The following is a 26,661-nucleotide window of genomic DNA, read 5'->3' on the forward strand; positions in this document are numbered from 1 at the left end:
GCGCGGGCGTTTGCGTTGTGCGCAGGTCGCGCGGCGGGCAGAATGGTGCGGATACGCCGCAAGGCGCACCACGATTAAGGGAACGCGCATGCTTTGGTATGTGATCGCGAGTTTGACCCCGGCGATGCTGATCGCCGCCGCCGCCCTTTGGGGCGGGGTCTGGCCTGTGCTGGCGCTTTTGTCGATCACTGTGCATGTCGCGTTTATGGACCGTTTGGGCCGCGCGGTCCCGCTCTCCGAAAGGTCTGGCCGGGCACTGACCCTCGCCTTGGCTGTCGCGCACTTGCTGCTCTTGCCGCTTGGGGTCTGGGCGATTGGCGGTGCCGCGCATCTGGAGGTCTGGGACCGGGCGCTGATCTTTGCCGCCCTTGGCCTGTTTCTGGGTCAAATCAGCAACTCCAACGCACATGAACTGATCCACGCCCCGCGGCGATTGCACCGGCGGATTGGCACGGCGATCTATATCTCTTTGTTGCATGGGCATCATGTCTCGGCCCATCTACGGGTGCATCACCCAGCGGCGGCTACGCCCGCCGATCCAAATTCTGCCCCTAAGGGCATGGGGTTTTGGCACTTTCTACTCAGTGCAAGTTGGGGCGAGTTTCGCGCCGGGTGGCGGGCCGACACTGCGCAGCGAGCGCGCAAGGTCGGGGCACGCGGGCTGCATCCTTATGTGGTCTACCTTGGCGGCGCGGCGCTGGCTCTGCTCACAGCGCTGCTTCTGGGCGGCGTCCCCGGGCTGCTCGGCTATCTGGGCCTTGCCGCTTATGCACAGATGCAGCTGCTGCTGTCGGACTATGTGCAGCACTATGGGCTGCGCCGACAGCAGCGCGCCGATGGCCGGTTCGAGCCGATTGGCCCGCAGCACAGCTGGAACGCGCCGAAATGGTATTCTGCGGCGATGATGCTGAACGCGCCGCGCCATTCGGACCACCACATGCGCCCCGCCCGCGCCTTCCCAGCGTTGGAGGTGACCGAAGAGATGCCAAAACTGCCCTATTCGCTACCGATCATGGCCGTGATTGCCCTAGCCCCGCCGATCTGGCGCCGGGTTATGGACGCCCGCGTCGCACGCTGGGGCCGTGGCTGATCTCACTGGCGCGGCACGCGGGCTTCTGGCAGGCTGGGCATTATGAAACATGCCCTCGTCCTGATCTGCGCCCTTCTGCCCCTGCCCGTCTTGGCCGAGATGTCGGCGACGGAATTCAATACCTATACCAAGGGTAAAACACTTTATTACGGCAAATCCGGCGCGCCCTACGGGGCCGAGGTTTATCACGAGAACCAGCGCGTGCAGTGGTCGTTTCTAGATGGGCGCTGCAAGGACGGTCGCTGGTATGAGGCAGATGGGCTGATCTGTTTTGTGTACGAAGACAACCTCACCCCCCAATGCTGGAGCTTTAGCAAAGGCCCGCGCGGATTGGTGGCACGGTTCGAGAACGACCCCTCCCAGACCGAGCTTTATGAGGCAGAAGAGCAAGACGACCCATTGCTTTGCCTTGGGCCCGAAGTGGGGGTGTAGCGCGCCTTAGCTGGGGGCATCCTCTCTGCGCAGAACCTCCAACCGGTCATCCGCGAATTCGATTTCCAAACGCGTGGCGGATTTAGCGGCCTCGGCGCTGGTCACCACATTGCCATCGCCGCGCACCACGGCAAAACCGCGCGCGAGGGTCTCGCGGTAGCCAAGTGTGCCCAAGGTCCGGCCAAGCGCGTCGATCTGCCGTCGGCGGCGGTCCTGCGCGGCCTGCCCCGCGCGCGCCAGCCGGGCCAACACTTCCGTCAACCGCTCATCCTGCCGCGCAAGATCACGCGACAACACCTCTGGTCGGAAATTCTGCGTACGATCAGCAAGCCGCTCTCGGCGGCGCAGGATTTGGCGCTGCAGCACTTCAGGGTGGAACCGATCAAGGCGGGTTTTTAGAAAGTCGTTTCGCCCTTTCAGATTGCGCTGCCATGCTGGATCGAGCCGCGCCGAAAGGTTTGTCAGTCGCTGCCGGTCGGCATCCAGATGGCGGCGCAGGGTGCCGGGGCGTAGCGCGCCGGACATATCGGCCAGTTTCACGCGGCGGCCTTGGACGCCGGCGATGAGCGCGGGGGCGAGTTTTTCGCCCCCCCGGTCAAGCCGTTGGCGCGGCCCTTCCAACAAGGTATCGGCCCGTGGCAACGCCCGCGCCACATCGCGCATGCGCTGGCCGCGCCGGGTGAGCCCTTGGCTCAGCGCCTGTCGCATCCTTGCGCCCTGCCCCTCCAGCCACGCCGCCAGTTCATGCCGTACGGGCACGGCAAGTTCCGCTGCCGCCGTTGGGGTCGGTGCGCGTTTGTCAGATACGAAGTCGATGAGCGTTGTATCGGTCTCATGCCCCACGGCAGAGATCAGCGGGATGTCCGAGGCCGCCGCCGCGCGGGCCACGCTTTCTTCGTTAAATCCCCAAAGGTCTTCGACCGAACCCCCACCCCGCGCCACGATCAACAGATCGGGCCGTGGCAGCGCGCCACCGGGGGTGAGCCGGTTGAACCCTTCGATGGCGCACACAACTTCGGGCGCGCATTTCGCGCCCTGTACGGCAACCGGCCAGATCAGCACCTTGCGCGGGAACCGGTCGCGCAGCCGGTGCAGGATATCGCGGATCACAGCCCCTGAAGGCGAGGTCACAACGCCGATGATATCAGGCAAATACGGCAGCGGCCGCTTGCGTTCAGGGGCGAACAGCCCCTCCGCCGCGAGCGCTGCTTTACGTTTCTCCAACAGCGCCATCAGCGCGCCCATGCCCGCCGGCTTGATATCCTCGATGACGATCTGATATTTCGATTGCCCGCCAAAGGTGGTGATGCGCCCGGTGGCGATGACCTCCATCCCCTCTTCTGGCTGGGTCTCAAGCCGCGCGGTGACGCCTTTCCAGATCACCCCGGAAATCACCGAACGGTCATCCTTGAGGTCAAGATAGACATGCCCCGAACGCGGGCGGCTGACGCGGCCCACCTCACCCCGAATCCGGACATGGGCAAACTCACCCTCGATCACCCGTTTGATCGCGCCAGAAAGCTCGGTGACGGTAAATTCGGGGCTGTTTGCACCGGGGGCGGGGTCGTCGAACAGATCCATCTGGGCACCTTGTGTCTGTGGGCACCCCAGCTTAGAACGCGGGGCAAAGAAGTCCAAGGGAGTGCGCGGCATGAATATCCTGATCCTCGGCAGCGGTGGCCGCGAACATTCACTTGCTTGGGCGGTCATGCAGAACCCCAAATGCGACAAGCTGATCGTGGCACCAGGCAATGCGGGCATCGAGGCCATCGCGCAATGCGCAAAACTGGATATCATGGACGGCGCGGCGGTGGTGGCCTTCTGCGAGGGCAATAACATCGACTTCGTCATCATCGGCCCCGAAGCGCCCTTGGCAGCGGGCGTGGGCGATGACCTCCGCGCGGCGGGTTTCGACGTGTTTGGCCCCTCCAAAGCGGCGGCGGCGCTGGAAGCCTCCAAAGCCTTTACCAAGGAAATCTGCGACGCCTGCAATGCCCCAACGGCGGCTTATGGCCATTTCACCGATGCCGCCAGCGCCCGCGCCTATGTCGAAAAGCAAGGCGCGCCGATCGTCATCAAGGCCGACGGTCTGGCGGCGGGCAAAGGTGTCATCATCGCCATGTCCGACGCCGAAGCACTGGCTGCCGTGGATGAGATGTTCGACGGTGCCTTTGGCGATGCGGGCACGGAAGTCGTGATCGAAGAGTTCATGGAGGGCGAAGAGGCCTCCTTCTTCGTGCTTTGCGACGGAGAGACAGTGCTGCCCATCGGCACGGCCCAAGACCACAAGCGCGTCGGCGACGGCGACACCGGCCCCAATACTGGCGGCATGGGCGCCTATTCCCCCGCCCCTGTGCTGAGCGACGAAATCGCCGACCGCGCCCTCGACGAAATCATCCGCCCCTGCATGGCCGAGATGGCCAAGCGGGGGATGCCCTATCAGGGTGTGCTCTATGCCGGGTTGATGATTAAAGACGGCGCACCACGGCTTGTGGAATACAACGTGCGCTTTGGCGACCCGGAGTGCCAAGTGCTGATGATGCGGCTCGGCGCGCAGGCGTTTGATCTGATGCAGGCGACCGCCAGGGGCACGCTGGCCGATATTCAGGTTAACTGGGCCGAAGACCACGCGCTGACCGTGGTGATGGCGGCGAATGGCTACCCCGGCGCCTACGATAAGGGTAGCGAGATCAAAGGGTTGAAAAACCTACCCGAAGACAGCGCCAATATGGTGTTCCACGCGGGCACCGTGGCAAAAGACGGGGCGATCTTGGCCAATGGCGGGCGCGTGCTGAACGTCACCGCGCGGGGCGCTACGCTGGCCGAGGCGCAAGAGCGTGCCTATGCGATGGTTGACGGAATCGATTGGCCCGAAGGTTTCTGCCGCCGCGACATCGGCTGGCGCGCGCTGAGCTGATAGGCGGCGGCTTTACGATACTCTAGAGCCGCACCAGCGCCTCATTCACAGGCAAGAGCTGCCGCAAAGCTCTCGGCCCCCGCGAAGGGGCCGATGTCGCGCTGTGCAAGCTGCCCGCCTTTTAAGGTGACGGCCACCACGCGCTGCCAATCGGCATCCGCCAGCACCATTTCCGGCACGCCCCCACAATCACGGATACCGCCTGAGATATATTGCTCACCGATTCGATGATTGGTGAGCCCCTCCATCTGGGCGACTTCGCTGAGACTGCCAATGGCAAAACGCCAGACCCGCAGCACCCGCACCAGATGGGGGCGGTCGACATAGGCGATCTCAATCGCACCGTCGCCATCCAGATCCGCCGCGCCAAGGGGGGCAAGCCAGCGGTTGCTCTGGCCGATATGGGGTGTCTCGGTGATCTTACCCTCGGGGCCATAGATCGCCAGCGCCGCGCCCCGGTCCACATCGGTCTCGATAACCAACACTTCGGGGGCGCCATCGCCGGTCACATCGACAAGCCGGGGGGCGATATCTTCGAAAACATGGTCGCGGGGCAGATCGAAACGCCGTGCGCTTCCGTCTGCCAAGGACAACTGTAACCCGCCCCATTCCAGCGCGTCGCCGAGAATGCCATGGGCGTAGCGCCCGGTCGGAGAGATGTAGCGCGCGGCGGTGATTGTCTCTGCCGCGGCGCTGGTCGCAATCAGCGCAAGCAGGGCTGCGCCGATTACCCGCATCAGATTTGCTTTTCTGGCATCTGCACGCGCAGACCGTCCAGCGCATCGGTGACTTTGATCTGACAGGTCAGGCGCGAGCGCGCTGGATCAGGCTCAAACGCGAAGTCGAGCATGTCTTCTTCCATGTCGTCCATCGCTGGCAGCTTTTCCGCCCAAGCCGGGTCAATATAGACATGGCAGGTGGAGCAAGCGCAGGCGCCGCCACAATCGGCTTCGATGCCAGGAATGTTATTGTCCCGCGCGCCTTCCATGACCGTGAGACCATTGGCCACCTCGACCACATGTTCGGTGCCGGAATGTTCGACATAGGTGATTTTGGCCATTGTGATGCCCTTTCGTCCAAGAAGTTCGGCCTTGTTTAGCGGGCTATGGCGGGCGGTTCTAGTCCCCTTTTCGTGAGGTCACGCGGCGCGCGACATTGCTGTGGGCAAGCCCTGCCGAAGCCGCTAATCTGCGGCGCAAACAACAGGCAAGCCCGAAAGAAACGGCATGAAACAGCCCAACCCATCCCGATCCGCCACCCTGCGCGCGGCGATGCTGCTGGCTATTGCCGGGATTGCGGGGTGTGACAGCACTGCTTCTTCCGCATCGCGCCCCGAACCGGGCGTGCTGGAGGCGACGCGCAACGGCCCCGCAGGTGCGGCTGAGGGCAGTTGCTGGGGCCGCACGGTTAGCCCGGCGGTGATTGAGACGGTGACCGAACAGGTCGAAATCACACCCGCCAAGATGAACCCCGATGGCAGCATCACCAAGCCGCCCGTCTACAAGACCGAAACCCGGCAAGAGATCGTGCGCGCGCGGGTCGATAATTGGTTCGAGACCCCCTGCCCCGATGTGCTGACGGCCGAATTCAACAGCACGCTGCAACGGGCGCTACAGGCGCGCGGCTACTACGCGGGGCCGATCACGGGCGCGATGGATACCGCCACCCGGCAGGCCGTCCGCCGCTATCAGGCGCGACAGGGGCCGAACAGTGAAGTTCTTTCCCTCACCACCGCCCGCGCGCTTGGGCTGGTCGCCGTGCCCAGACAGGGCGGCTGACTGCGATACGAAAAAGGGCGCCCGAAGGCGCCCTTGAATACATATCTTCGGTGAGATCACTCAGCCAGCGACAGCGCCACAAAGCGCGGGTCACCGCCGCGACGCACCAACAACAACAGCGACTTGCGACCTGCATCCTTCGCCGCAGCAATCCGTGCTTCCAGATCAGAAATGCTGGTCACCTTTTCCTGCCCTGCTTCGGTGATGATGTCGCCCATGCGCAGACCCTTTTCGTAAGCCTCCGAAGTCTGATCAACGTCTGCTACCGCGAGGCCGGTCGTGCCATCGTCGGCTCCAAGTTCGGCACGCAGCGCATCGCTTAGCGGTGTCAGGGTCAGCCCCATCAGCATTGTCGACTGCGGCTCGGCCTCGGTACCCTCATCAGCGTTTTCGTCCATTGCCGCAGGGACCGCACCATCGGCATCTTCACGGCGGCCCAGTACGACTTTAATGGTTTGTGTCTTACCATCACGCAGGACGGTGACACGCACAGTCGCACCCACAGGGCTATTGCCCACCTGACGGACCAAGCCGCGGGTATCGGCCACTTCAACGCCATCAAAGGATTTGATCACGTCACCGGTCTTAAGCCCCGCTTCACGCGCCGGGCCTTCTGGTACATCGGTGATCAACGCGCCCACGGCTTTCTTCAGACCCATGGCATCGGCCACATCATCGGTCACATCTTGGATGCGAACGCCAAGCCAGCCGCGACGCGTCTCGCCGAACTCTTTCAACTGGTCGATCACCCGTGTCACCACGTTAGAGGCCATCGAAAAGCCGATCCCGATGGAGCCACCATTGGGCGACAGGATCGCTGTGTTTACGCCGATCACTTCGCCATCCATGTTGAACAACGGCCCACCTGAGTTGCCCCGGTTAATGGCCGCATCGGTCTGGATATAGTCGTCATAGGTGCCCGACAGCGCCCGGTTACGCGCCGAGACAATGCCTGCAGAGACAGAGAACCCCTGCCCCAGCGGGTTGCCCATCGCGATCACCCAATCGCCGACACGCGCGGCGTTGCTGTCGCCGAAGGAAACGAATGGCAGCGGCTGGCTGGCTTCGACTTTCAGCAACGCAATGTCGGTTTTGGGATCGGTGCCGATGACTTTGGCCACCAGTTCTTCGCCCGAGAAAAACTCAATCGTGATCTCATCGGCGCTTTCGATGACGTGGTTGTTCGTCACCACATAGCCATCTTCGGAAATCACAAAACCTGACCCAAGCGCCGAAGACCGACGCGGACGGTCCCCCTCGTCGTTGTTGCGGTCCTGAAATTCGCGAAAGAAATCCTCAAAAGGAGAGCCTTCGGGGACGATGCCCTGCGGTCCGGTGCGGCCCTCAACCGTGGTTGAGGTGGTGATATTTACCACCGACGGGCTGATCTTTTCCGCCAGTGGGGCAAGGCTTTCGGGTTTGGCCAGCGCCATGCTGGCTTGCAGGATCAAGAGGGTCAGCGCCATCACCCCCATTGCCATCGCTCGCATCCATTGGGTGTTTTGTGCTGTTTTGGACAGGGAAACCGCCTTGGCCTGCATTCATCGTCTCCTGATTGTTCCTGTTGTTGCCAACGTGGGCAGAGTGCAGTCCGAAGGGACGCGCTGCAACAGGAAAGATGGGGTCGATCACCGGCATTTCAACTGCCGGGGGCATGACGATTTCGTGGACCTGTCCATTAGCACAGTCACGATTTGACCGAAACGCGCCCCCATGAGCGGCGCATGTGAGCCGTATCTAAACGCCCAATTGGAACGCCAACCAGACCAGTATCAATCCGACCACCACCGCCAGCGCGCCGAGTTGACGCAGAGCGGCCTCGGGGATGCGGCGTAGCATCTCAAGCATCTGCTCCAAAAACGAAGGGGCCAGTGCGTACACCAGCCCCTCGAAAATCAGAACCGACCCTAAAGCCAGTAAAACAAGGCTCACTCGCGTTCGCCCTCGACAGAGCGGCTGCCCTGATCCGAGCGCAGGTAGTTGAAGAACTCGCTATCTGGCGACATCACCATGGTCGAGTTATCGCCCTGCAGCGCCTGCTCATAGGCTGTCAACGACCGGTAGAACTCAAAGAACTCCTGATCCTTGCCATAGGCCTGAGCGAAGATGTTGTTCCGCTGCGCGTCGGCCTCACCTTCGATGATCCGCGCATCACGGCGCGCCTCCGAAAGGATCTCTTCGTAGGTACGATCTGCAAGGGCAGTCACACGCTGCGCGGCTTCGCGGCCACGGGCGCGTTCATCGGTGGCTTCACGCTCACGCTCGGCGATCATCCGCTGCAGGGTCGCGTCAAAGTTCTGCTCGGGCAGGTTAGTTTGACGCAAACGCACATCGACGACCTTGAGACCAAGCGCCTGTGCACGGGCATCTGCACGCACACGGATCTGTTCCATCAGGTCAGACCGCTCGGGCGAGAGGATCGTGTTGGAAGTCACACCTTGCGAACCGAGCACGGCACGGATTTGGCTTTCCATGATGCCGCCCATTTCGCTTTCGGCCTGACGTTCACCGCCTGCACCCAAAGCTTGCCGATACTGGACCATATCGTCGATCCGGTAGAGCACGAAGGCGTCGATTTCCAAACGGCGGTCATCGGCAGGGGTGACTTCGATCACCGGCGTTTCCAGCGACAGAATGCGGTCTTCGTAGCGCACGACCTCATCCAAGAAAGGCACCTTGAAACCAATGCCCGGCTCGTTGCGGACCTGTTTGATCTGACCAAATCGCAGAACCAGCGCTTTCTCACGCTCGTCCACGACGAATACAGCCGAGAGGATTCCAACGATGGCGATCACCACGATGGGGATAATAAGGCTAGTTTTCCGCATCAGTTCGACCCTCCGCTGCGTCGCAGCTCGTTCAGTGGCAGATAGGGGACAACGCCCTGACCATTTTGGCCACTGCCATTTTCGAGGATGATTTTATCCACGTCGCCCAGCACCTTCTCCATCGTCTCAAGATACAGCCGCTTGCGCGTCACTTCGGGCGCGTTGCGGTATTCTTCCAGTACAGCTTCAAACCGGCTGGCTTCACCCACCGCGTCGTTCACCACGCGGGCGCGGTAACCTTCGGAGGCTTCCAAAAGCACCGCAGATTCACCGCGTGCTTCGGCAGTGCGGCGGTTGGCATAGGCATCGGCCTGACGCTCCACCCGGTCGCGCTCCTGCTCGGCGGCTTGCACGTCGCGGAAGGCATCGACAACCGATTGGGTCGTGGTCTCACCCGCGGCATTGGTAACCGTCACAGTCTGGCTTGGCGGGTCGACCTTGTTCACGTTGACACGCAGCACATTGATGCCGGTGTTCCGGTTGTCGAGCGTGGTTTGGATCAACTCCTTCACCCGGTCTGCCGTGGCACCCCGGTCCCGGTTCAGGATCGGCGCAAGCTCGGACTGAGCGATAACTTCGCGCATCGCGGATTCGGAAATCGCACGCACAGATGCTTCAGGGTCGCGCAGCGAGAATTTGAAGTCGCGTGCGTTTTTGATGTTCCAGACGACCTGAAAGTCGATGTCGACGATGTTCTCGTCCGTGGTCAGCATCAAACCTTCGTTGCCGCCCGTCCCGCGCCGCACACCGAGTTCTTCGGTACGGTTGGTGGTGACGTCAAAGACCTCTGCCGTGACCAGCGGCCAAGGGGCAAAGTTCAGACCCTCAGTGCCGATGCCGGAAAACTCGCCCAAGAACAGCTCAATCGACTGCTGTTCGGGACGTACTGTATAAAAGCTCGCGAACCCCCAAAGCGCCACACCGGCCAAGAGCGCGATGCCAACGGTGCTGCGGGTCACACCCGGGCCACCGGGACCACGTCCGCCGCCGCCAGTGCCATTGCCCCGGTCACCACCACGGCCGCCCATCAGGACGCGCAGCTGCTCTTGACCCTTGCGGACCAGATCGTCGATCTCAAGCATCTGCGGACGGTCGCCCTGCCCACGCGGGCCTTTCGACACGTCCTTGCGTCCTCCGTCGTTACGGTCTCCACCGGTGTCACGGTCTCCGCCGTTGCCCCGGTTGCCGCCTCCGCCGCCCCCCCAAGGGCCTTGCGAATTTCCTGCCATTGTTATGTTCCCCTCTTGGCCGCCCATGCGGCCTATCGTTCTAAAAATTGTACGCTATTGCGTGGAATTCAAGCAGTTCGCACCGGATTGCGCATCGTGACCAGCTCTTCGGACATGGTCGGGTGTACCGCACAGGTGGCGTCAAACTGCTCTTTCGTAGCGCCCATCTTGACCGCAATGCCCACCATCTGGATCAATTCACCCGCGTTTGGTGCGACGATATGACAGCCTAAAACAACGCGCGTATCCGCACAAACGATCAGTTTCATCAGCACCCGGTCGGCCTTGCCAGCGAAAGCGCCCTGCATCGGTTTGAACGAAGTCGCATAGACCTCGATAGGTCCTTTGTCGCGGGCGTCTTCCTCGCTCAGACCCACTGTGCCCATCTCTGGCTGTGTGAAGATCGCTGAGGGCACGAGATCATGGTCGACCGGGGTCGGCTTGCCGCCAAATACCGTTTCGACAAAGGCCATGCCTTCGCGGATCGCCACGGGGGTTAGGTTAACACGGTTGGTTACATCACCGATAGCATAGATCGAAGGCACGGCAGTCTGGCTGTACTCATCGACCTCAATCTCGTGGCCACGGCCCAGTTTCACACCGACCTCTTCCAGCCCCATATCATCGCTGTTCGGGCGACGGCCCGTGGCAAAGAGCACCTGATCGAACATCTTTTCAGTGCCGTTCGTGGGTTTGACCTTCATCGGGCCGCTGCCGTCTTCGTGGCTGGGTGTCATTTCCAGAATGTTGGTGCCGACATGCAGATCAATGCCCTTTTCCTGCATCATCTCGGCCACCATACCGCGGGCCTCATCATCAAAGCCGCGCAGGATTTGCGCGCCGCGGTAATACTGCGTCACCTCGACACCCAACCCGTTCAGGATACAGGCAAATTCGCAGGCAATATATCCACCGCCGATGATCAGGATCGACTTGGGCAGCTGTTCAAGATGGAACAGATCGTCCGACACCAGACCCAATTCCGCGTTCTCAAGGTCCGGGCGCACGGGGCGACCACCGCTGGCAATCAGAATGTGTTTCGCGGTCTTTTCGGTGCCATCGGAGAGCGCCACGGTATGCGCGTCTTTGATCCGCGCGCGCGCATCAAACGTCTCTACGCCCGAGTTCTTCAGCAGCTTGCGATAGACACCTTCAAGGCGATCCAATTCGTCATTCAAGCGGGTGCTGAAGGCGTGCCAATCAAACGGCCCGGCCTTCAAATCCCAGCCGAAACACTTGGCCTCATCGACCACATCAGAATAGCCCGAGGCGAACACCATCAGCTTTTTCGGCACGCAGCCCCGGATCACGCAGGTCCCGCCATAGCGGTCTTCCTCGGCCAGACCCACTTTGGCGTCATGCTCGCCCGCCGCGACCCGCGCCGCGCGCACACCGCCCGAGCCGCCACCGATGACAAACAGGTCGTAGTCGAATTCATTCTTGGCCATTGGGGCGCCTCTCTTAATCGTTTGTTGGTCTTGCGCGGGATCGCGCGTGTTTGCTTGGGGCGTCAGTCGCTCAGGTCGGAAAACAGGTTGTCGGTCTCGACAAATTCCAACCGGTCGGTCGCCACAGTGCCTTCATTTATGTCGCGCACCTCCACCCTGCCATCCCCGTAACCGATCACAACCGCGTCACAAATATCGATGAACAGGCCGTTTTCCACCACGCCGGGCATCTGGTTGAGCACCAGCGCCAGTTGCCGCGCATTGCCGATGCGGTTCAGCCGCAGATCAAGGATGTAGTTCCCCTCGTCGGTGATGAAGGGCACCTCACCGTTCATCCGCAGGGTCGAATTGAGGCCTAGCACATCCATCGAGATCAGCGTTTCTTCGACCAGCGCCTGTGTGGTCTGCCAGCCAAAGGGAATCACTTCAATCGGCAAGGGGAAGGCACCAAGATGCTGCACCTCTTTGCCGACATCGGCGATCACCACCATCTGGTCGCTCGCGGTCGCAACGATCTTTTCTTGCAACAACGCACCGCCGCCGCCTTTGATCAGGTTCAGATCGCCGTCAAATTCATCAGCGCCGTCAATCGTCAGGTCGAGCCATTTCGCCTCGTCGAGCGAGATTACCTCGATCCCCACATCCCGCGCCAATTGCGCAGTCCGTGATGAGGTCGGCACGCCTTTGATCCGCAGCCCATCGTCGCGCACCAGCTCGCCCAGACAGCGCACCAGCCACGCGGCGGTGGACCCGGTGCCAAGCCCGACACGCATCCCGTCTTCCACAAAGTCACACGCCCGTTTCGCGGCCACGAATTTGGCCTTGTCGATGGGTGATAGTTCTCCGGACATGGGGCAGCTCCCTAGAGGCGTTTGCCGCGTTATAGGGCGAATTGGCATAGTGTGCGAGGGGCAAGTCAGCGGTTTTTGAGGCTGCGCCTGCCCGATTGGCCGCTCTGGCGCGAAAGGGGTCGCTTTTATCGCGGCGCAGCGGCGCAGATCGGCTATCACTGCGCCATGACCTATGTGCTGCACTACGCCCCTGACAATGCTTCGCTAATCGTCCGATTGGCGCTAGAGCACCGCGGACTGCCCTACCGCGCCGCACTTGTAGACCGCCGTGCCAAGGCGCAGGAAAGCGAGGATTTTCGAGCGTTGAACCCCAATGGGCTGATCCCGGTTTTGGAAACGCCAGAAGGGCCGCTTTTTGAAACTGGAGCGATACTGCTTTATCTCGCGGATCGGCATGGCGGCCTTGGCCCCGGCCCGGATGATCCCGCGCGTGGGGATTTCCTCAAATGGCTGTTTTTCCTGTCTAATACGATCCACCCTGCCCTCAGGCGGCTGTTCTACCCGGAGAAATATATCGCACCCGCGCATGTCGACGCACTGCGCGCGGGCACGCGAAACGACCTCACACAGCACTACGCGACGCTAGAGATACAGGCGGTACGTGGCTGGCTGCTGGGCGGGACGGCCCCAACGGTGCTGGATTTCTACACCGCCGCCCTGTTGCGCTGGCCGGTGCTCTATCCTACCGACCAGCCGCGCGATTGGTTCACCCTTGCGGCCTCTCCGGCTCTGGCCCGACTTTCCGCCGCCGTTGAAGCCCTGCCCGCGACAGTCGTCTTGCAAAACGCCGAAGGTCTGGGCGATACCCCTTTCACCGCACCCCGATACTCCCAACCCCCAGAAGGGTCCGCCACCTAATGTTTCTTTCCGTTTTCGACATGTTCAAAGTGGGCATCGGCCCGTCGTCTTCGCACACCATGGGGCCGATGGTGGCCGCGGGGCGTTTTCTTGATCAGATGCGCGCTTCGCCGTTTAAATTCGCCGGGCTGCGCGCGTCTTTGCATGGTAGTTTGGCCTTTACCGGGGTGGGCCATGCCACAGACCGCGCGACGATCCTTGGCCTCGCCGGGTTCACGCCCGGGGATTATGACGCCGAGGCCGCCAAGAAGGTGTTAGAAGAGATCAAGCAGACCCACCGCATCACCGTCGATGGCCTGCCCGAACTGCGCTTCGATCCCGCGCAGGACATGATTTTCGACTATGACACCAAGCTTTCAGGCCACGCCAATGGCATGATGCTGATGGCCACCGACGCCCAAGGCGACGTTGCCTTGCGCGAAACCTATTATTCAATCGGCGGCGGCTTTGTCATGACCGAGAAGGAATTGGCCGCAGGCAAGGACACGGACGAAGGCGCGCCGGTGCCGTTTCCCTTTAAGTCCGCCGCAGAAATGCTTAAGATGGCGGCGAAATCCGGCAAGACCATCGCTGGCATGAAACGCGCCAACGAAGAGGCGCGCGGCGGCGCTGACAACCTGCGCGAGGGCAGCAAACGGCTTTGGCAAGTGATGCGCGATTGTATTGACCGTGGGCTGACTACAGATGGCATCCTGCCCGGTGGCCTACAGGTGAAGCGCCGTGCCAAGGGCATCCATGACGCGTTGATGGCCGAGCGGGGGCAGAACCAATCCGCGCCGCATACGATCAATGACTGGATGAGCGTTTATGCCATGGCGGTGAATGAAGAAAACGCCGCTGGCGGTCAGGTTGTCACGGCCCCCACCAATGGTGCCGCAGGCGTGATGCCCGCGACCCTGCGCTATTACCTTGATCATGTGCCAGGCGCATCCGAGGCGCATATCGAAGATTTCTTGCTCACTGCCGCCGCGATTGGCGGGCTGGTGAAATACAATGCCTCAATCTCGGGTGCGGAAGCGGGCTGTCAGGCCGAAGTGGGCAGCGCCGCCGCGATGTCTGCCGCAGGGCTTTGCGCCGTGATGGGCGGCACGCCTGAGCAGATCGAAAATGCCGCCGAAATCGCGCTGGAGCATCACCTCGGAATGACCTGCGACCCGGTCAAAGGGCTGGTGCAAGTACCATGTATCGAGCGCAACGGGCTGGGGGCGATCAAGGCGGTTTCGGCGGCCTCATTGGCGCTGCGCGGGGACGGCACGCATCTGGTGCCGCTGGACGCTTGTATTGAGACCATGCGCCAGACCGGGGTTGATATGAGCGAGAAGTACAAGGAAACGTCGCTTGGCGGGCTAGCGGTGAACGTGCCAAACTGCTGAAGGCGCAGCTGCGCAAATTTGCACAGCTGCCGTTCATTCGGGCCAATTGCGAGGCGCAGGGGCGCCACCTATCTTTGGGTCAAACAACAAAGGAGACGACCATGTCCCTCAGACCCACATTGGAAACCCGCCGCGCCACGCCCACGATGGAAGGTGCCGGGGTAAAACTGTACCGCGCCTTCGGCTTTCAGGATCCGTCAGAGCTGGACCCGTTTCTGCTGTTTGACGATTTTCGCAACGACCGTGCGGAAGATTTCGAGAAGGGCTTCCCTTGGCACCCCCACCGCGGGATCGAGACGATTACCTATGTGCTTGAAGGCACCGTGGAACACGCGGATTCGCTGGGCAACACCGGCGATTTGAACGCGGGCGATGTGCAGTGGATGACGGCCGGATCGGGCATCCTGCACCAAGAAATGCCGCGCGGGAATGCCGCCGGGCAGATGCATGGTTTCCAGCTTTGGGGTAACTTGCCCTCGGCCCAAAAGATGACTGCGCCGCGCTATCAGGATATGAAATCCAGCGACATTCCTGTGGTGACCGATGACGATGGCACGCGGGTGAAAGTCATCACTGGCGAGTTCTGGGGCAAACGCGGCCCCGTCGATGGCATCGCGGCTGACCCGCAGTATCTGGATGTCTTCGTGCCCGCAGGGGTCAAGAAGACCTTTAAGATCGACACCTATCGCCGGGCCTTCGCCTATGTCTTCCAAGGCACGGGCGCTTTCGCGGATGCCTCTGCCCCCTCGGGTGTGCTGCTGGAAAAAGAAGTTGGCGGCGAAGAGGTCAACATCCGCGACATGTCGGGCGACCGGACGCTGATCCGCTTTGGCACCGGGGATGAGGTGACGGTTCAGGCTGGCGAGGAAGGTGTGCGATTTCTTCTCATCTCAGGCGCGCCGATTGAAGAGCCGGTGGCCTGGCATGGACCGATCGTGATGAACACCCGCGCCGAATTGCAGCAGGCGATGCGCGATCTCAACAACGGGACCTTCATCCGCCCTGCACATTGAATGAAGGGCCGTGGCCGCTCAGGCGGTCACGGCCTTGCGCACCATATCCCAATATTGCGCGACGACCTCGTCCAGCGACAGCCGCCCGCCCGCGCGGTACCAAGTGTTCACGCCCGTCAGCATCGCGATGATCGCCAGCGTCACGATCTTGGTGTCGGCGACGGAGAAATCACCGCTGGCGACGCCGGCGCGGAGTATCGCTTCTAGCCCATCCTCATATTCACGCCGCAAACGCTCAATCACGGCGAAATTCTCCTCCGTTAGATTGCGCAGTTCCATATAAGCGATGAAAACCTCGTCGGGTCGATCCGCATGAAATGAGATGTGGAAGGCGACGAAATCCTGCAATTGCTGCACGGCTGTGCGATCAGCATCACTAGGCGTTTCCGCCAGCAGGTCGGTCATATGCGTCTGCATTAGGTCAAACAGCAAGCTTTGCTTATCAGGCGTATAGTTATAGAGCGCCCCGGCCTGAACGCCGACCTCAGCAGCAATCGCGCGCATCGACACGGCAGCATAGCCCCCCCGCGCAAAAAGCCGCAGCGCAGCCGCGCGCACGCGCGGGCCGGTGATGTCAGAGTGTGAGCCTGTAGTTCTTGCCATGGCGGCAATTTAATGAACAAGCGTTCAAAAGCAAACCCCGCTTGCGCGAAGATCGCCACTGGGGCAGAACGAGGCATGATCCACATGCCCGCGCCCCGCCCTCTTTCGATTGCCGCCTTGCTTCTAGGCGTAACGCTTTTCGCGGGCTGCGCGCAATTCCCCGAACTTGATCGCACGATCACCCCCGAACTCGAAGCCGCACTCTACCCCGACATTGTGCCGATCGACCCCCTTTTGGCCCAAGCCACGGCCGGGCGGATTGACCCAGTGCAGACCGAAGCAGAGCTTAGCGGACGTGCAGCACAACTAGAGGCACGCGCCGGACGGGTATCCAGCAATAGCACTGATACCACCACCGCCGCACGGGTGGCACGGCTGCGCGCACGGGCCGAACGTTTGCGCCAACAGCGGATCACCTCTGACGAACGTGAACGTCTGGCGCAGACACCAGCACTCTGAAGCGCGTTTGGCGCGTTGCACGCAGGCGCTGAACCAGCTACATCGCGGCAATGCCCGGCCAAGCCTGCCGGGCCTCTCAGTTCAGACCAAAAGGACCACCACCATGTCTAAGCCGCTTCGCCTCGGGATTGCTGGATTGGGAACTGTGGGTGTGGGCGTGCTGCGCATTTTGCGCCAGCAAGCCGCCCTGTTAGAGGCCCGTACCGGTTGCGCGATGACGGTATCTGCGGTCTCTGCCCGCACCCGCAACAAGGATCGCGGGCTTTCACTAGCCTCCTACGATTGGGAAGATGATCCCGTCAAACTGGCGACGCGCGATGATGTGGATGTATTTGTCGAACTGATGGGCGGCGCGGATGGCCCGGCGAAGGCCGCGACCGAAGCAGCACTTGCGGCTGGCAAACATGTGGTCACCGCAAACAAAGCCATGCTGGCCATGCACGGTCAGGCGCTGGCCGAACAGGCTGAAGCCGCGGGCGTGGCGCTGCGCTATGAAGCGGCGGTGGCGGGTGGCATCCCGGTCATCAAGACATTGATGGAAGGGCTTGCAGGCAACGGCATCACCCGGATCATGGGGGTGATGAACGGCTCGTGTAACTACATCCTCACCCGCATGGAGGACTCAGGCAAAACCTATCAAGAGATTTTCGCCGAGGCTGATGGGCTGGGCTATCTCGAAGCCGATCCACAGCTGGACGTAGGCGGCATTGACGCGGCGCATAAGCTGGCGATCCTGTCGTCCATCGCCTTTGGCACCAAGATCGACTTTGACGGCATTCAGCTTGAGGGGATCGAGCGGGTCGCGATCGAAGACATCCGCGCTGCCGCCGACATGGGCTATAAGATTAAACTGCTGGGCGTGACTCAGAAGACCGGGCGCGGGCTGGAGCAGCGCATGATGCCCTGTCTTGTGCCGCAGACTTCGCCTCTGGGGCAGCTTGATGGTGGCACCAATATGGTGGTGATCGAAGGTGACGCGGTGGGGCAGATCGTGCTGCGCGGCGCAGGCGCGGGCGAAGGTCCGACAGCCAGTGCCGTGATGGCCGATGTCTGCGACATCGCGCGCGGGCTCTGCGGGCCGGTTTTTGGACAACCTGCCGACACGCTTGAGCAAACCACCCCCTCCAGCAGCCAGACCCCTGCCCCTTATTATCTGCGCATGGCGCTGGTCGACAAACCGGGCGCGCTGGCAAAGATCGCGACTGTACTGGGCGAAGCGGGCGTCAGCATTTACCGGATGCGGCAATATGAACATGCCGACACCTCTGCGCCGGTGTTGATCGTCACGCATAAGACCAGCCGCAATGCGCTGGTTGAGGCGCTGGCGAATATGGACAAGACGGGCGTGCTCGCGGGCGAGCCCGTGGCGCTGCGGATCGAAGAGGTCTGAGGGTCATCGCCTGCCCGCGGGTCGGCGATGAGACGGTTCTTCGCGCCACTTTATAGTGCGTCCGTGATCTGCGTTTCGCGAGGGCGCACCTAGCATCACCAAAGCGCCTACCCGGTCGCACCAAAGGTGCGCCCTTATAATACGGCACGCCTTTGGCGTGACGGCCCGCCGCCTGCGGCTTCTTTCCGGGCCAAGTGCTACCTGCGCACAACCCAAAACTTGCCCCGAGGCCCGCGCGAGGGTACAGGACAGAAAACCCATCTGATCCCAAGGATATTCCATGACCGCTTCCGCCGAATTTCAAGACCGCATGCTCTCGCTCGGCCTCGCCCGCGTTTCCGAAGCCGCCGCGCTGGCCTCGGCCAAGCTGATCGGCAAGGGTGACGAGAAAGCCGCCGACCAAGCCGCCGTGAACGCGATGCGCGAACAGCTCAACATGCTCGACATCGCAGGCGTCGTGGTGATCGGCGAAGGCGAACGTGACGAAGCCCCGATGCTTTACATCGGCGAAGAGGTCGGCACTGGCAATGGCCCCGGCGTGGACATCGCGCTGGACCCGCTCGAAGGCACCACGCTGACCGCCAAGGACATGCCCAACGCGCTGACCGTGATCGCCATGGGGCCACGCGGTTCTATGCTGCACGCGCCCGACACCTATATGGACAAGCTGGCGATTGGCCCGGGCTATGACGCCGATGTGGTAACGCTCGACATGACCCCCGGCGAACGCGTCGAAGCGCTGGCCCGCGCCAAGGGCTGCGCGGCTTCTGATATCACAGTCTGCATCCTTGAGCGCCCCCGCCACGCCGACATGATCGCAGAAGTGCGCGCCACGGGTGCTGCCATCCGCCTGATCACCGACGGCGACGTGGCAGGTGTGATGCATTGCGCCGACCCGGAAACCGGCATCGACATGTATATGGGTGCCGGTGGCGCCCCCGAAGGGGTGCTGGCCGCGGCCGCGTTGAAATGCATGGGCGGGCAGATGTATGGCCGCCTGCTGTTCCGCAATGATGACGAAAAAGGCCGCGCCGCCAAAGCCGGGATCACCGACCTTGACCGCATCTACTCCCGCGATGAAATGGTCACCCAAGACGTCATCTTTGCCGCGACTGGCGTCACCGGCGGCAACATCCTTCCGGGCGTGAAGCGCGAGCCGGGCTGGTTGACCACCGAGACACTGATCATGCGGTCGCGCACCGGCTCCGTCCGCCGCATCAACTACCGCACCCCGGCAGAGTGAGGGCCAGTCTGGCCTTCACCACCCCCTTCCATAATGACCAAATGAGGTCCGAATGAGCTTTCTCGGTGTCGAAACATCTTTGACCGGGCGGCGCTGGATCGGCCCTGATGTGGAATTGACCCGCGCGACCGAGTTGCTGGTGCAACGCGCGGGCCTACCCGATCCGGTCTGCCAAGTGCTGGCGCGGCGCGGCGTGGTCGACACCGAGGCGGCGGGCTTCTTGGCCCCCGCCCTGCGCGACCTCCTGCCTGATCCGCGCAGTCTGCGCGACATGGAGACGGCGGCGACGCGATTCCTCGCAGCCCTTCAATCCCGCGAACGCATCGCCATCTTTGCCGATTATGACGTGGATGGTGGCTCTTCGGCGGCACTCCTGCTGGTCTGGCTGCGCGACATGGGCCACCGCGCCACGCTCTATATTCCCGACCGTATCGACGAAGGCTATGGCCCCAATGACGAGGCTATGTCGGCGCTGGCGGCGGAGCATGACCTGATCGTCTGCGTTGACTGCGGCACGCTTTCCCATGGTCCAATCGTTGCGGCCAAGGGCGCGGATGTTATTGTGCTCGACCACCACTTGGGCGGCGAAACGCTGCCCGAGGCACTGGCCGTGGTGAACCCCAACCGCCAAGATGAAGATGGCACACTAGCGCATCTCTGCGCCGCTGCGGTGGTCTTTTTGATGCTCGTCGAAGCGGGGCGTCAGTTGCGCGAAGCGGGCCGCAAAGGACCGGACTTGATGTCGATGCTGGATCTTGTGGGGCTGGCCACCGTGGCAGATGTGGCCCCCCTCATCGGGGTCAACCGCGCTTTCGTGCGGCAGGGGCTGAAAGTGATGGCCCGCCGCGCGCGGCCCGGGCTGGCCGCGCTCGCAGATGTTTCGCGGATGGACACGGCCCCTACCGCCTATCACCTCGGCTTCCTCCTCGGCCCCCGCATCAATGCGGGCGGACGCATTGGCCAGGCCGACCTCGGCGCGCGGCTTTTGGCCACCGCCGACCCAAACGAGGCCGCCGCATTGGCCGAACGCCTTGACGAGCTCAACACCGACCGCCGCGAGGTCGAGGCCGCCGTGCGCGCCAGCGCCATGGCACAGGCTGAGGATCGCGGCTTTGACGGACCACTGGCATGGGCCGCTGGGCCCGGATGGCACCCCGGCGTGGTGGGCATCGTCGCCTCACGGCTCAAGGAAGCGTCCAACCGCCCCTCAATCGTCATTGGCGTCGAAGACGGCATTGGCAAAGGCTCAGGCCGCTCGATCAGCGGCATCGACCTTGGCGCGCCGATCCAGCGCCTTGCCGCTGAAGGGCTGCTGATCAAGGGCGGGGGTCACAAGATGGCGGCGGGCCTCACCGTGGCCGAAGACAAAATCGATGCGGCCATGGAACGCTTAGGCGAATTGCTCACTAAACAAGGCGCACATTTGGCAGGCCCTGCAGATCTCAACCTCTGCGGCATGATGATGCCCGGCGCGGCCACGGTGGAGCTGGCCGAGATGGTTGACCAAGCCGGCCCCTTCGGCGCCGGCGCCCCTGCCCCGCGCTATGCCTTCGCCGACATGCAGATCCGCTTTGCCAAACGCGTGGGCGAGAACCACCTCAAAGTCAGTTTTGGAGACGGTCTGGGCGCGAACCTGGAAGCGATTTCTTTCGGTGCCTACGACGGTCCCCTCGGCCCCGCGCTAGAGAACCACGGCGGCGCGCGTTTCCACCTCGCGGGGCGTCTCGACATCAACAATTTCCGTGGTCGGCGCAGCGTTCAACTGCGTTTGGAAGACGCCGCACAGGCCTGAAAACTTTTTCTAGAAAAAGTTCATTTTTCTGCTTGCAGCCCTCCGCAGGATTACTTAAACGTCCGCTCACAGACAGAGCAGCAACACTTCAAACGCTGCACTGACACAGAGTGGCCCGTTCGTCTATCGGTTAGGACGCCAGGTTTTCAACCTGGAAAGAGGGGTTCGATTCCCCTACGGGCTGCCACTTTACCTCCCCCTAGACAAGCGAAACAGACCCAACCCAACCGCAGAGAATCCCTCTGAGGCGAACTCGCCTTTTGAGCAGATTCAATCTCGCGCGCCCAAGCTCTGCGCCCCGCTGCCGCCCATTTGTTGCCTTAACATTATTGTGAGAACGGCGTCAGCCGGTCCAGTGCGTGCTACAGCTTGCCCCCTCCAATCATCACCAACTGACTGACACACAAGCGTTGGATGACTGCCTATCCATGGCGCCTCTGGCAACCCATTCCGCCCGCATCATATTTTATCTTTACGTTATTAATCAAACTCTTAGAAAACTCTACACCCGTCGATGCAAGGCCCTTCCCGGCAGCTGAACGCGTGTGTTCGCCCCACCATCTGCCCTATACGGATCCGCTCTAACCCCCCTAGGACATTGGTCAATTTCCGCCGATCCGCTCCAAATCGAAACAGTCTGTTTCTTAGAAAATGGATCGAATAAGGCGAAAAGGTGGTAACAAATGATACATATCCTACCTGAACGTATAGGCCGGATACGCCTTCGAGATGAACCGGTGAGAACAAGCCGAGAGCCGCTGTGGCCCGGATGAACGCGATAGAACCCTGGGGGGTTTGAATGAAGTACTTTAATGCCGACAGACATGCTTATGGTCTGATGGAATTTTCCGCAGGGGTCCCAATGATGGGCCGCGCGCTGAACGCTGCGCAGCCTGCTGCTGCAGGCGCTGCTGTGTTGCAAGCGCCGCGCGGTTTGGCCTCCTTTTGCCTGCGCCCGACTGGCCTTTATGGCCGCTATGCTAAGCCGGTTCTCGACAAGCTCTTGATCCTTGCCACCCTGCCCGTTGTGCTGCCGATTATTGCGCTTTGTGCCTTGGTGCTGTGGATCGAAGGCGGCCAGCCCTTTTATACGCAGCAGCGGTTGGGCCGTGGCGGCAAACGCTTTTCTATTTTGAAATTGCGTACCATGGTGCGCGACGCTGATGCGGTACTGGAAGGCTACCTTGCGCAAAACCCCGCGATGCGCGCGGAATGGGATGAGATGCAAAAGCTGAAGAATGATCCGCGCATCACGCGGGTCGGTGCCTTTCTGCGCGCCACGTCTTTGGACGAACTGCCCCAGCTTTGGAACGTGTTGACTGGCGAGATGAGCCTGATTGGCCCGCGTCCGATGATGCCCGACCAACTGGAGATGTATGGCGACCCAAAAGCCTACTTTGCCCTGCGTCCCGGCATCACTGGGCTGTGGCAGGTCTCTGCCCGCAACAACAGCCGCTTTACCTACCGCAATGAGGTAGACGGCGCCTATCGCCGCAACATCTCGCTGCCCATGGACCTGACCATTCTTTTCAAAACCGTCGGTGTCGTCTTGCGCCGAACCGGGTGCTGAGCGATGCTTGACGCGTCTGATAACAACCGGAAATTTTTCGCCTCATGTTTAGAAAATCGAAAGGGAAGAAGATGAAGGATCTTTACGCATCTGACGCCCTCGGGGCGGATAACAGCGATGTTCTGGCGGCTTTCGGCGCGCCCGGAATGCGGCACAGCATTCGCCCGCGCCGCACCGTGATGGACCAAGAAGACGAATTCGACGGCGATTTGTCGTTTGAAGAAACTCTGCCTGTCACCACCCCGACGGTCGCACGTTATGTGGGTGATGACCGCGCCCCGCGTTGGCAAGACTTGCCCATCGCGACGCCCGGCCCCAATGGGGACATGCCGCTGGTTGATGATCACCGCAACAGCGCCGCAGCGCGGGCTTTTGACTTGCTACGCACTCGCTTGCGTCAGACGACGCTGGAGCACGGTTGGGTAAATATCGCAATCACCGCGCCTACATCAGGGTGCGGCAACAGTTTTTCGGCGACCAATCTCGCGCTGAGCCTGTCACGGGTTCCGGGTTCGCGGACCGTCTTGATGGACATGAACTTGCGCAACCCCGGTTTGGCCCGCGCATTTGACATGGACGCCCCCGGCGCAATGAGCGATCTGCTTGGCGGGCGGACCAGTTTGGGCGAACAGATGGTTCGGGTAAGCGATACTCTGGCGCTTGGCCTGAATAACCAAGTCGAAGTGAACGCTGCGGAAATCCTTCAAGACAGCACCACCGCGGAGACCCTGCTGCGCATGCGCGCAAGCTTGCAGCCTGAAATTGTCCTGTATGACATGCCGCCGATGCTGGAACATGATGATCTTTCTGCATTTTTGCCGCAACTCGACGGGGTTCTGCTGATCTCTGACGGCAGCCAAACTATGGCGCGCCATCTGCGTGAGTGCGAACGCATGCTTGAGGGACAGGCTCCGCTTTTGGGTATCGTTCTGAACCGGGCGCGGGCATCGAGCCTGCCGAATTATGCCTGACACCCCCTGTCTTTGCGCCCCTTAGCGCCCTATTGTCGCCCAAGTCTTCTGGTCTAGGCAGGGAAACCCCGCCGGGCAACGGTTTGGGGGCTTTGGGCAGGTTGGAAAGAGGCACATGGGACCGATCTATACATTCGATGACATCATCGACATGCTGCGCCGTCGCGCGGGCGTGATCATTTTGATTACACTCGTGGGCTGCGTTGCTTCGGTATTTTGGGCACTGTCGATCGCCCATGTTTACCAATCCTCCGAGGTTATACAGATCGAGCAGCCCAAGATTGCCAATGATCTTGCCCCGTCCACCGTCGAAGGGTCTTCGGCCCGGCGTCTGCAGTTGATTGAGCAGCAGTTGATGGCGCGGGGAACGCTCATCGACATCATTCAACGCTTTGACCTCTATGATAATCAGCCTGCTTTGCGGACTTCTGAAAAAGTTGATTTGCTGCGCCGCTCTGTCACCATCACCGGGGTCGCTGCTCCACGTGAAGGTTATGCTGATGACGGCACCATCTCTGTCATGACCTTCACCGCCGAGATGGACAACCCAGCCGACGCGCAGGCCGTTGCGCGTGAGTTTGCTGACCGGACCCGCCAGATGTCTGCAGCGCAGCGCCAAAGCCAGACCCTTGAGACGTTGGAGTTTTTCCAGCGCCAGGAACAAAATCTAATCCGCGACATCTCAGCACTAGAAGCTGAACTGGCCGATTACCGCGCCGAAAATGACCTTTCCCTCGCCGGCAGTCTCGAATTCCGTCGCGGAGAGATCAGCAGTCTGAATGACGCCATCCTCGAGCTCGACCGCGAAATCATTGCCACGCGACTGGCCCGCGACCGGGTGAACCCCGATGCCCGCGCTGCCACCATCGCGCGCGAGCAAGACGAGTTGAACGCGACACTCGAAAGCCTCTCGACACAGCGTGATCTGCTACAGGAACAACGCGAAATACTGACGACGAGCCTGCAAACCTCACCCGAGGTCGAGCAAGAGCTGGCCCGGTTTGAACGCCGCATGACCCAGTTGCAGGACCAACTTGAGGTGATCACTGCTCGGCGCAACGAGGCAGAGGTGGGGTTCTCACTTGAATCCGATCAACGCGGTGAAAAACTGATAACGCTAGAGCAGGCCGAACTGCCAGATTATCCGGTATCGCTCAGCCGGAAAAAGCGTGCAGCCGTTGGGGGCATGGGCAGTTTGATGCTGGCACTGATCGTCGCCTTTTTGCTGGAACTGCGCCGCCCGGTCATTCGCTCTGCGCGGCAGATGACCCGCGAAACCGGGCTGATGCCCGTTGTGTCTATCCCTGACCTTAGCCCGCAAGAAAAGCGCCGGACACTTGGCAAAGTTTGGCAACAGCGTTTGAACGCCGGCAAACAGGGCCGTGCGGCACGTATGGCGCGCAAGCAAAGGGGCTGAGCGGCCTCTCAGACCGTGGTGCTTAGACCCAGCACCCGATCCCAGTGCAGCCAAAGCGCCAGCGCGCCAAACGCCAGCGCCAGCACAGCGAGGGTCATATCATGACGCGCGTCCCAAACCCCATGCGCCCGTGCCAGCCAGATCAGCACCAGATGCGACAGCAGCATCCCCACCCCCATCCCGATCAGCGCACCGGGCAGCCCTGCATAGATCACGCCAACCAACAACATTCCGATCTGCAGACTGGCCCGTAATGCCGAAGAGATGAAGAAACGCCGCGAATCCCCTGCTGCCAATGCTGCCTGATCATAGGTCATCCCAATGACCTGCGGCATCAATGCTAGTGCCAGCATCACTAAAATCGCCCCGCTTTGCAGATAGCGTGAGTCGTAAAGCACCGACACAAGCCATGGTCCCGCCAGCGCCATCACCACCAACAGCGCCAGCAATCCGCCACTCAGCCCATAGCGCATGCGCCGCAGTTTGGGAAAATCGCCACTGTTCGCTTCGCGGTAGATGGGGATCATCACCCGCCCGGTGACATTCTGCCCCAACAGCAGTGGAAAACTGGCGAGGAAATAGCCGATGTTGTAGATCCCCAATCCTTCGAGCGAGAGGAACTTGCCCAAGATAGCCCTGTCGCCTTGGCTGGCGAAGAACCAAAACATCGTCGACAAAAAGATCCATTTGCCGAAACTCACCAGCTCCTGCACGGCAGGTCGCTCCAACCGAAAACGGTTGCCCGGACCTGGCAGGAACGCATGGGTCAGGGCCAGCTTTGCCAACGCCCCCACCACAGCGCCAACCACCAAGGTCGCCACGGACTGGTAGAGCAACGCGCCGATAATCATCACCACAATGCCCATCACCTGCGATGTCAGGTCCAGCAGCGTCAGTCGCCCCATCTGCAGGTGCCGATGGGCGGTTTCGATCCGGGTGGGGTTGAAGCCAGAGATCACAAGCGTCAGCGCCGCGATGGGCAGGTAGGTGAGCAGCAAAGGCTCGTTGTAAAACCCCGCTATCGGCCTTGCCAGCGCGCAAGCTGCCAACCACAAACCGAGCCCCCGGATCGTTTGGATCGTCCATGCGGTATCTAGAAAGTCGCGGTCATCGCCGCGTTTGCTTTGGGCGATCGAGGGTGCAATCCCTACGTCAGAAAACAGTGTTAATCCGACAATCACCACCTGTATCAGCGCCATAAGGCCAAAGGCCTCGGGAAACAGTAGCCGCGTCAGGATCAGGTTCGAGGCCAGCCGGACGGCCTGAGCGCCACCATAGCCCAGCACGATCCATGAGGTTGAGCGCAGCGCACGTGCCATCAGGCGGTTGTCCGTTACCGCTTGGGAAACCTTTGAAAACACTTAATACTGCGCCTCTGCCTATTCCTCTTGAGAGACTA

General features: G+C 61.3%; 25 protein-coding genes and 1 tRNA gene. 15 read left to right on the forward strand and 11 right to left on the reverse strand.

Annotation, left to right across the window (positions count from 1 at the left end; genetic code table 11):
* The first annotated feature begins 88 nt into the window (after positions 1-88).
* Together WNY61_RS05455 and WNY61_RS05460 are read left to right on the forward strand one after the other, a co-directional pair.
* Positions 89-1,090 carry an alkane 1-monooxygenase gene (locus WNY61_RS05455; RefSeq protein ID WP_342850440.1) on the forward strand — a complete coding sequence of 334 codons (1,002 nt, stop codon included), beginning with the start codon at positions 89-91 and terminating at the stop codon, positions 1,088-1,090.
* Positions 1,091-1,132: 42 nt separating this feature from the next.
* Positions 1,133-1,522: a hypothetical protein gene (locus tag WNY61_RS05460; protein WP_342850441.1), complete on the forward strand. Its 390-nt coding sequence runs from the start codon at positions 1,133-1,135 to the stop codon at positions 1,520-1,522.
* Between the two features lie 6 nt (positions 1,523-1,528).
* Here the strand turns inward: WNY61_RS05460 and xseA are convergent, their stop codons facing one another.
* Positions 1,529-3,103 carry an exodeoxyribonuclease VII large subunit gene (gene xseA, locus WNY61_RS05465; protein ID WP_342850442.1) on the reverse strand — a complete coding sequence of 525 codons (1,575 nt, stop codon included), beginning with the start codon at positions 3,101-3,103 and terminating at the stop codon, positions 1,529-1,531.
* Positions 3,104-3,173: 70 nt separating this feature from the next.
* Here xseA and purD point away from each other — a divergent pair, with 70 nt between their 5' ends.
* On the forward strand, positions 3,174-4,439 hold the full coding sequence (gene purD, locus WNY61_RS05470) for a phosphoribosylamine--glycine ligase (protein ID WP_342850443.1): 1,266 nt from the start codon (positions 3,174-3,176) through the stop codon (positions 4,437-4,439).
* A 41-nt stretch (positions 4,440-4,480) separates the two neighbouring features.
* Here purD and WNY61_RS05475 read toward each other — a convergent pair whose 3' ends face one another.
* On the reverse strand, positions 4,481-5,176 hold the full coding sequence (locus WNY61_RS05475) for a VCBS repeat-containing protein (RefSeq protein WP_342850444.1): 696 nt from the start codon (positions 5,174-5,176) through the stop codon (positions 4,481-4,483).
* Positions 5,176-5,499 carry a 2Fe-2S iron-sulfur cluster-binding protein gene (locus WNY61_RS05480; protein ID WP_007119369.1) on the reverse strand — a complete coding sequence of 108 codons (324 nt, stop codon included), beginning with the start codon at positions 5,497-5,499 and terminating at the stop codon, positions 5,176-5,178. Before WNY61_RS05480 ends, WNY61_RS05475 begins: the two co-directional genes overlap by 1 nt.
* Before the next feature lie 166 nt (positions 5,500-5,665).
* Between WNY61_RS05480 and WNY61_RS05485 the strand changes: the two genes are divergently transcribed.
* Positions 5,666-6,217, forward strand: a complete 552-nt coding sequence (locus WNY61_RS05485; RefSeq protein WP_342850445.1) for a peptidoglycan-binding domain-containing protein — start codon at positions 5,666-5,668, stop codon at positions 6,215-6,217.
* 56 nt (positions 6,218-6,273) lie between these two features.
* Here the strand turns inward: WNY61_RS05485 and WNY61_RS05490 are convergent, their stop codons facing one another.
* From WNY61_RS05490 to rpiA, 6 genes are all read right to left on the reverse strand, one after another.
* Complete coding sequence (locus tag WNY61_RS05490; protein ID WP_342850446.1) at positions 6,274-7,758, reverse strand: DegQ family serine endoprotease; 1,485 nt, start codon at positions 7,756-7,758, stop codon at positions 6,274-6,276.
* A 196-nt stretch (positions 7,759-7,954) separates the two neighbouring features.
* Positions 7,955-8,149, reverse strand: a complete 195-nt coding sequence (locus WNY61_RS05495) for a DUF2065 domain-containing protein (protein WP_342850447.1) — start codon at positions 8,147-8,149, stop codon at positions 7,955-7,957.
* Positions 8,146-9,045 (reverse strand): protease modulator HflC, encoded by a 900-nt coding sequence (locus tag WNY61_RS05500; protein WP_007119365.1) that lies wholly within the window; start codon positions 9,043-9,045, stop codon positions 8,146-8,148. Before WNY61_RS05500 ends, WNY61_RS05495 begins: the two co-directional genes overlap by 4 nt.
* Complete coding sequence (gene hflK / locus WNY61_RS05505) at positions 9,045-10,274, reverse strand: FtsH protease activity modulator HflK (protein WP_342850448.1); 1,230 nt, start codon at positions 10,272-10,274, stop codon at positions 9,045-9,047. Before hflK ends, WNY61_RS05500 begins: the two co-directional genes overlap by 1 nt.
* A gap of 68 nt (positions 10,275-10,342) precedes the next feature.
* Positions 10,343-11,722, reverse strand: a complete 1,380-nt coding sequence (gene gorA / locus WNY61_RS05510) for a glutathione-disulfide reductase (RefSeq protein WP_342850449.1) — start codon at positions 11,720-11,722, stop codon at positions 10,343-10,345.
* Between the two features lie 62 nt (positions 11,723-11,784).
* Positions 11,785-12,573 carry a ribose-5-phosphate isomerase RpiA gene (rpiA, locus tag WNY61_RS05515; RefSeq protein ID WP_342850450.1) on the reverse strand — a complete coding sequence of 263 codons (789 nt, stop codon included), beginning with the start codon at positions 12,571-12,573 and terminating at the stop codon, positions 11,785-11,787.
* A gap of 165 nt (positions 12,574-12,738) precedes the next feature.
* Here rpiA and WNY61_RS05520 point away from each other — a divergent pair, with 165 nt between their 5' ends.
* From WNY61_RS05520 to WNY61_RS05530, 3 genes are all read left to right on the forward strand, one after another.
* Entirely contained in the window at positions 12,739-13,431 is a 693-nt protein-coding gene (locus WNY61_RS05520) for a glutathione S-transferase family protein (protein WP_342850579.1), read from the forward strand.
* Entirely contained in the window at positions 13,431-14,804 is a 1,374-nt protein-coding gene (locus WNY61_RS05525) for an L-serine ammonia-lyase (protein WP_342850451.1), read from the forward strand. Before WNY61_RS05520 ends, WNY61_RS05525 begins: the two co-directional genes overlap by 1 nt.
* Before the next feature lie 101 nt (positions 14,805-14,905).
* On the forward strand, positions 14,906-15,817 hold the full coding sequence (locus WNY61_RS05530) for a pirin family protein (RefSeq protein WP_342850452.1): 912 nt from the start codon (positions 14,906-14,908) through the stop codon (positions 15,815-15,817).
* Positions 15,818-15,835: 18 nt separating this feature from the next.
* On the opposite strand, the gene WNY61_RS05535 is transcribed toward WNY61_RS05530, so the two are convergent.
* Complete coding sequence (locus WNY61_RS05535) at positions 15,836-16,420, reverse strand: TetR/AcrR family transcriptional regulator (protein WP_342850453.1); 585 nt, start codon at positions 16,418-16,420, stop codon at positions 15,836-15,838.
* Between the two features lie 12 nt (positions 16,421-16,432).
* On the opposite strand from WNY61_RS05535, the gene WNY61_RS05540 reads away from it, so the two are divergent.
* From WNY61_RS05540 to WNY61_RS05575, 8 genes are all read left to right on the forward strand, one after another.
* Entirely contained in the window at positions 16,433-16,879 is a 447-nt protein-coding gene (locus tag WNY61_RS05540) for a hypothetical protein (RefSeq protein WP_342850454.1), read from the forward strand.
* Between the two features lie 103 nt (positions 16,880-16,982).
* A complete protein-coding gene (locus tag WNY61_RS05545) occupies positions 16,983-18,269 on the forward strand; it encodes a homoserine dehydrogenase (RefSeq protein WP_342850455.1) in 1,287 nt (428 codons plus the stop codon).
* Between the two features lie 280 nt (positions 18,270-18,549).
* Positions 18,550-19,512, forward strand: a complete 963-nt coding sequence (glpX, locus tag WNY61_RS05550; protein ID WP_342850456.1) for a class II fructose-bisphosphatase — start codon at positions 18,550-18,552, stop codon at positions 19,510-19,512.
* A 52-nt stretch (positions 19,513-19,564) separates the two neighbouring features.
* Positions 19,565-21,304, forward strand: a complete 1,740-nt coding sequence (recJ, locus tag WNY61_RS05555) for a single-stranded-DNA-specific exonuclease RecJ (RefSeq protein ID WP_342850457.1) — start codon at positions 19,565-19,567, stop codon at positions 21,302-21,304.
* Between the two features lie 112 nt (positions 21,305-21,416).
* Positions 21,417-21,491 (forward strand) — tRNA-Glu (locus tag WNY61_RS05560).
* A 612-nt stretch (positions 21,492-22,103) separates the two neighbouring features.
* A complete protein-coding gene (locus WNY61_RS05565; RefSeq protein ID WP_342850458.1) occupies positions 22,104-22,874 on the forward strand; it encodes a sugar transferase in 771 nt (256 codons plus the stop codon).
* A gap of 71 nt (positions 22,875-22,945) precedes the next feature.
* Positions 22,946-23,845, forward strand: a complete 900-nt coding sequence (locus WNY61_RS05570) for a CpsD/CapB family tyrosine-protein kinase (RefSeq protein WP_342850459.1) — start codon at positions 22,946-22,948, stop codon at positions 23,843-23,845.
* Positions 23,846-23,960: 115 nt separating this feature from the next.
* Positions 23,961-25,262 carry a DUF874 domain-containing protein gene (locus WNY61_RS05575; RefSeq protein ID WP_342850460.1) on the forward strand — a complete coding sequence of 434 codons (1,302 nt, stop codon included), beginning with the start codon at positions 23,961-23,963 and terminating at the stop codon, positions 25,260-25,262.
* A gap of 8 nt (positions 25,263-25,270) precedes the next feature.
* On the opposite strand, the gene WNY61_RS05580 is transcribed toward WNY61_RS05575, so the two are convergent.
* Entirely contained in the window at positions 25,271-26,581 is a 1,311-nt protein-coding gene (locus tag WNY61_RS05580) for an oligosaccharide flippase family protein (protein ID WP_342850461.1), read from the reverse strand.
* Between the last annotated feature and the right edge of the window lie 80 nt (positions 26,582-26,661).

This window comes from Sulfitobacter sp. AS92, assembly GCF_038900015.1.
Lineage (GTDB): Bacteria > Pseudomonadota > Alphaproteobacteria > Rhodobacterales > Rhodobacteraceae > Sulfitobacter.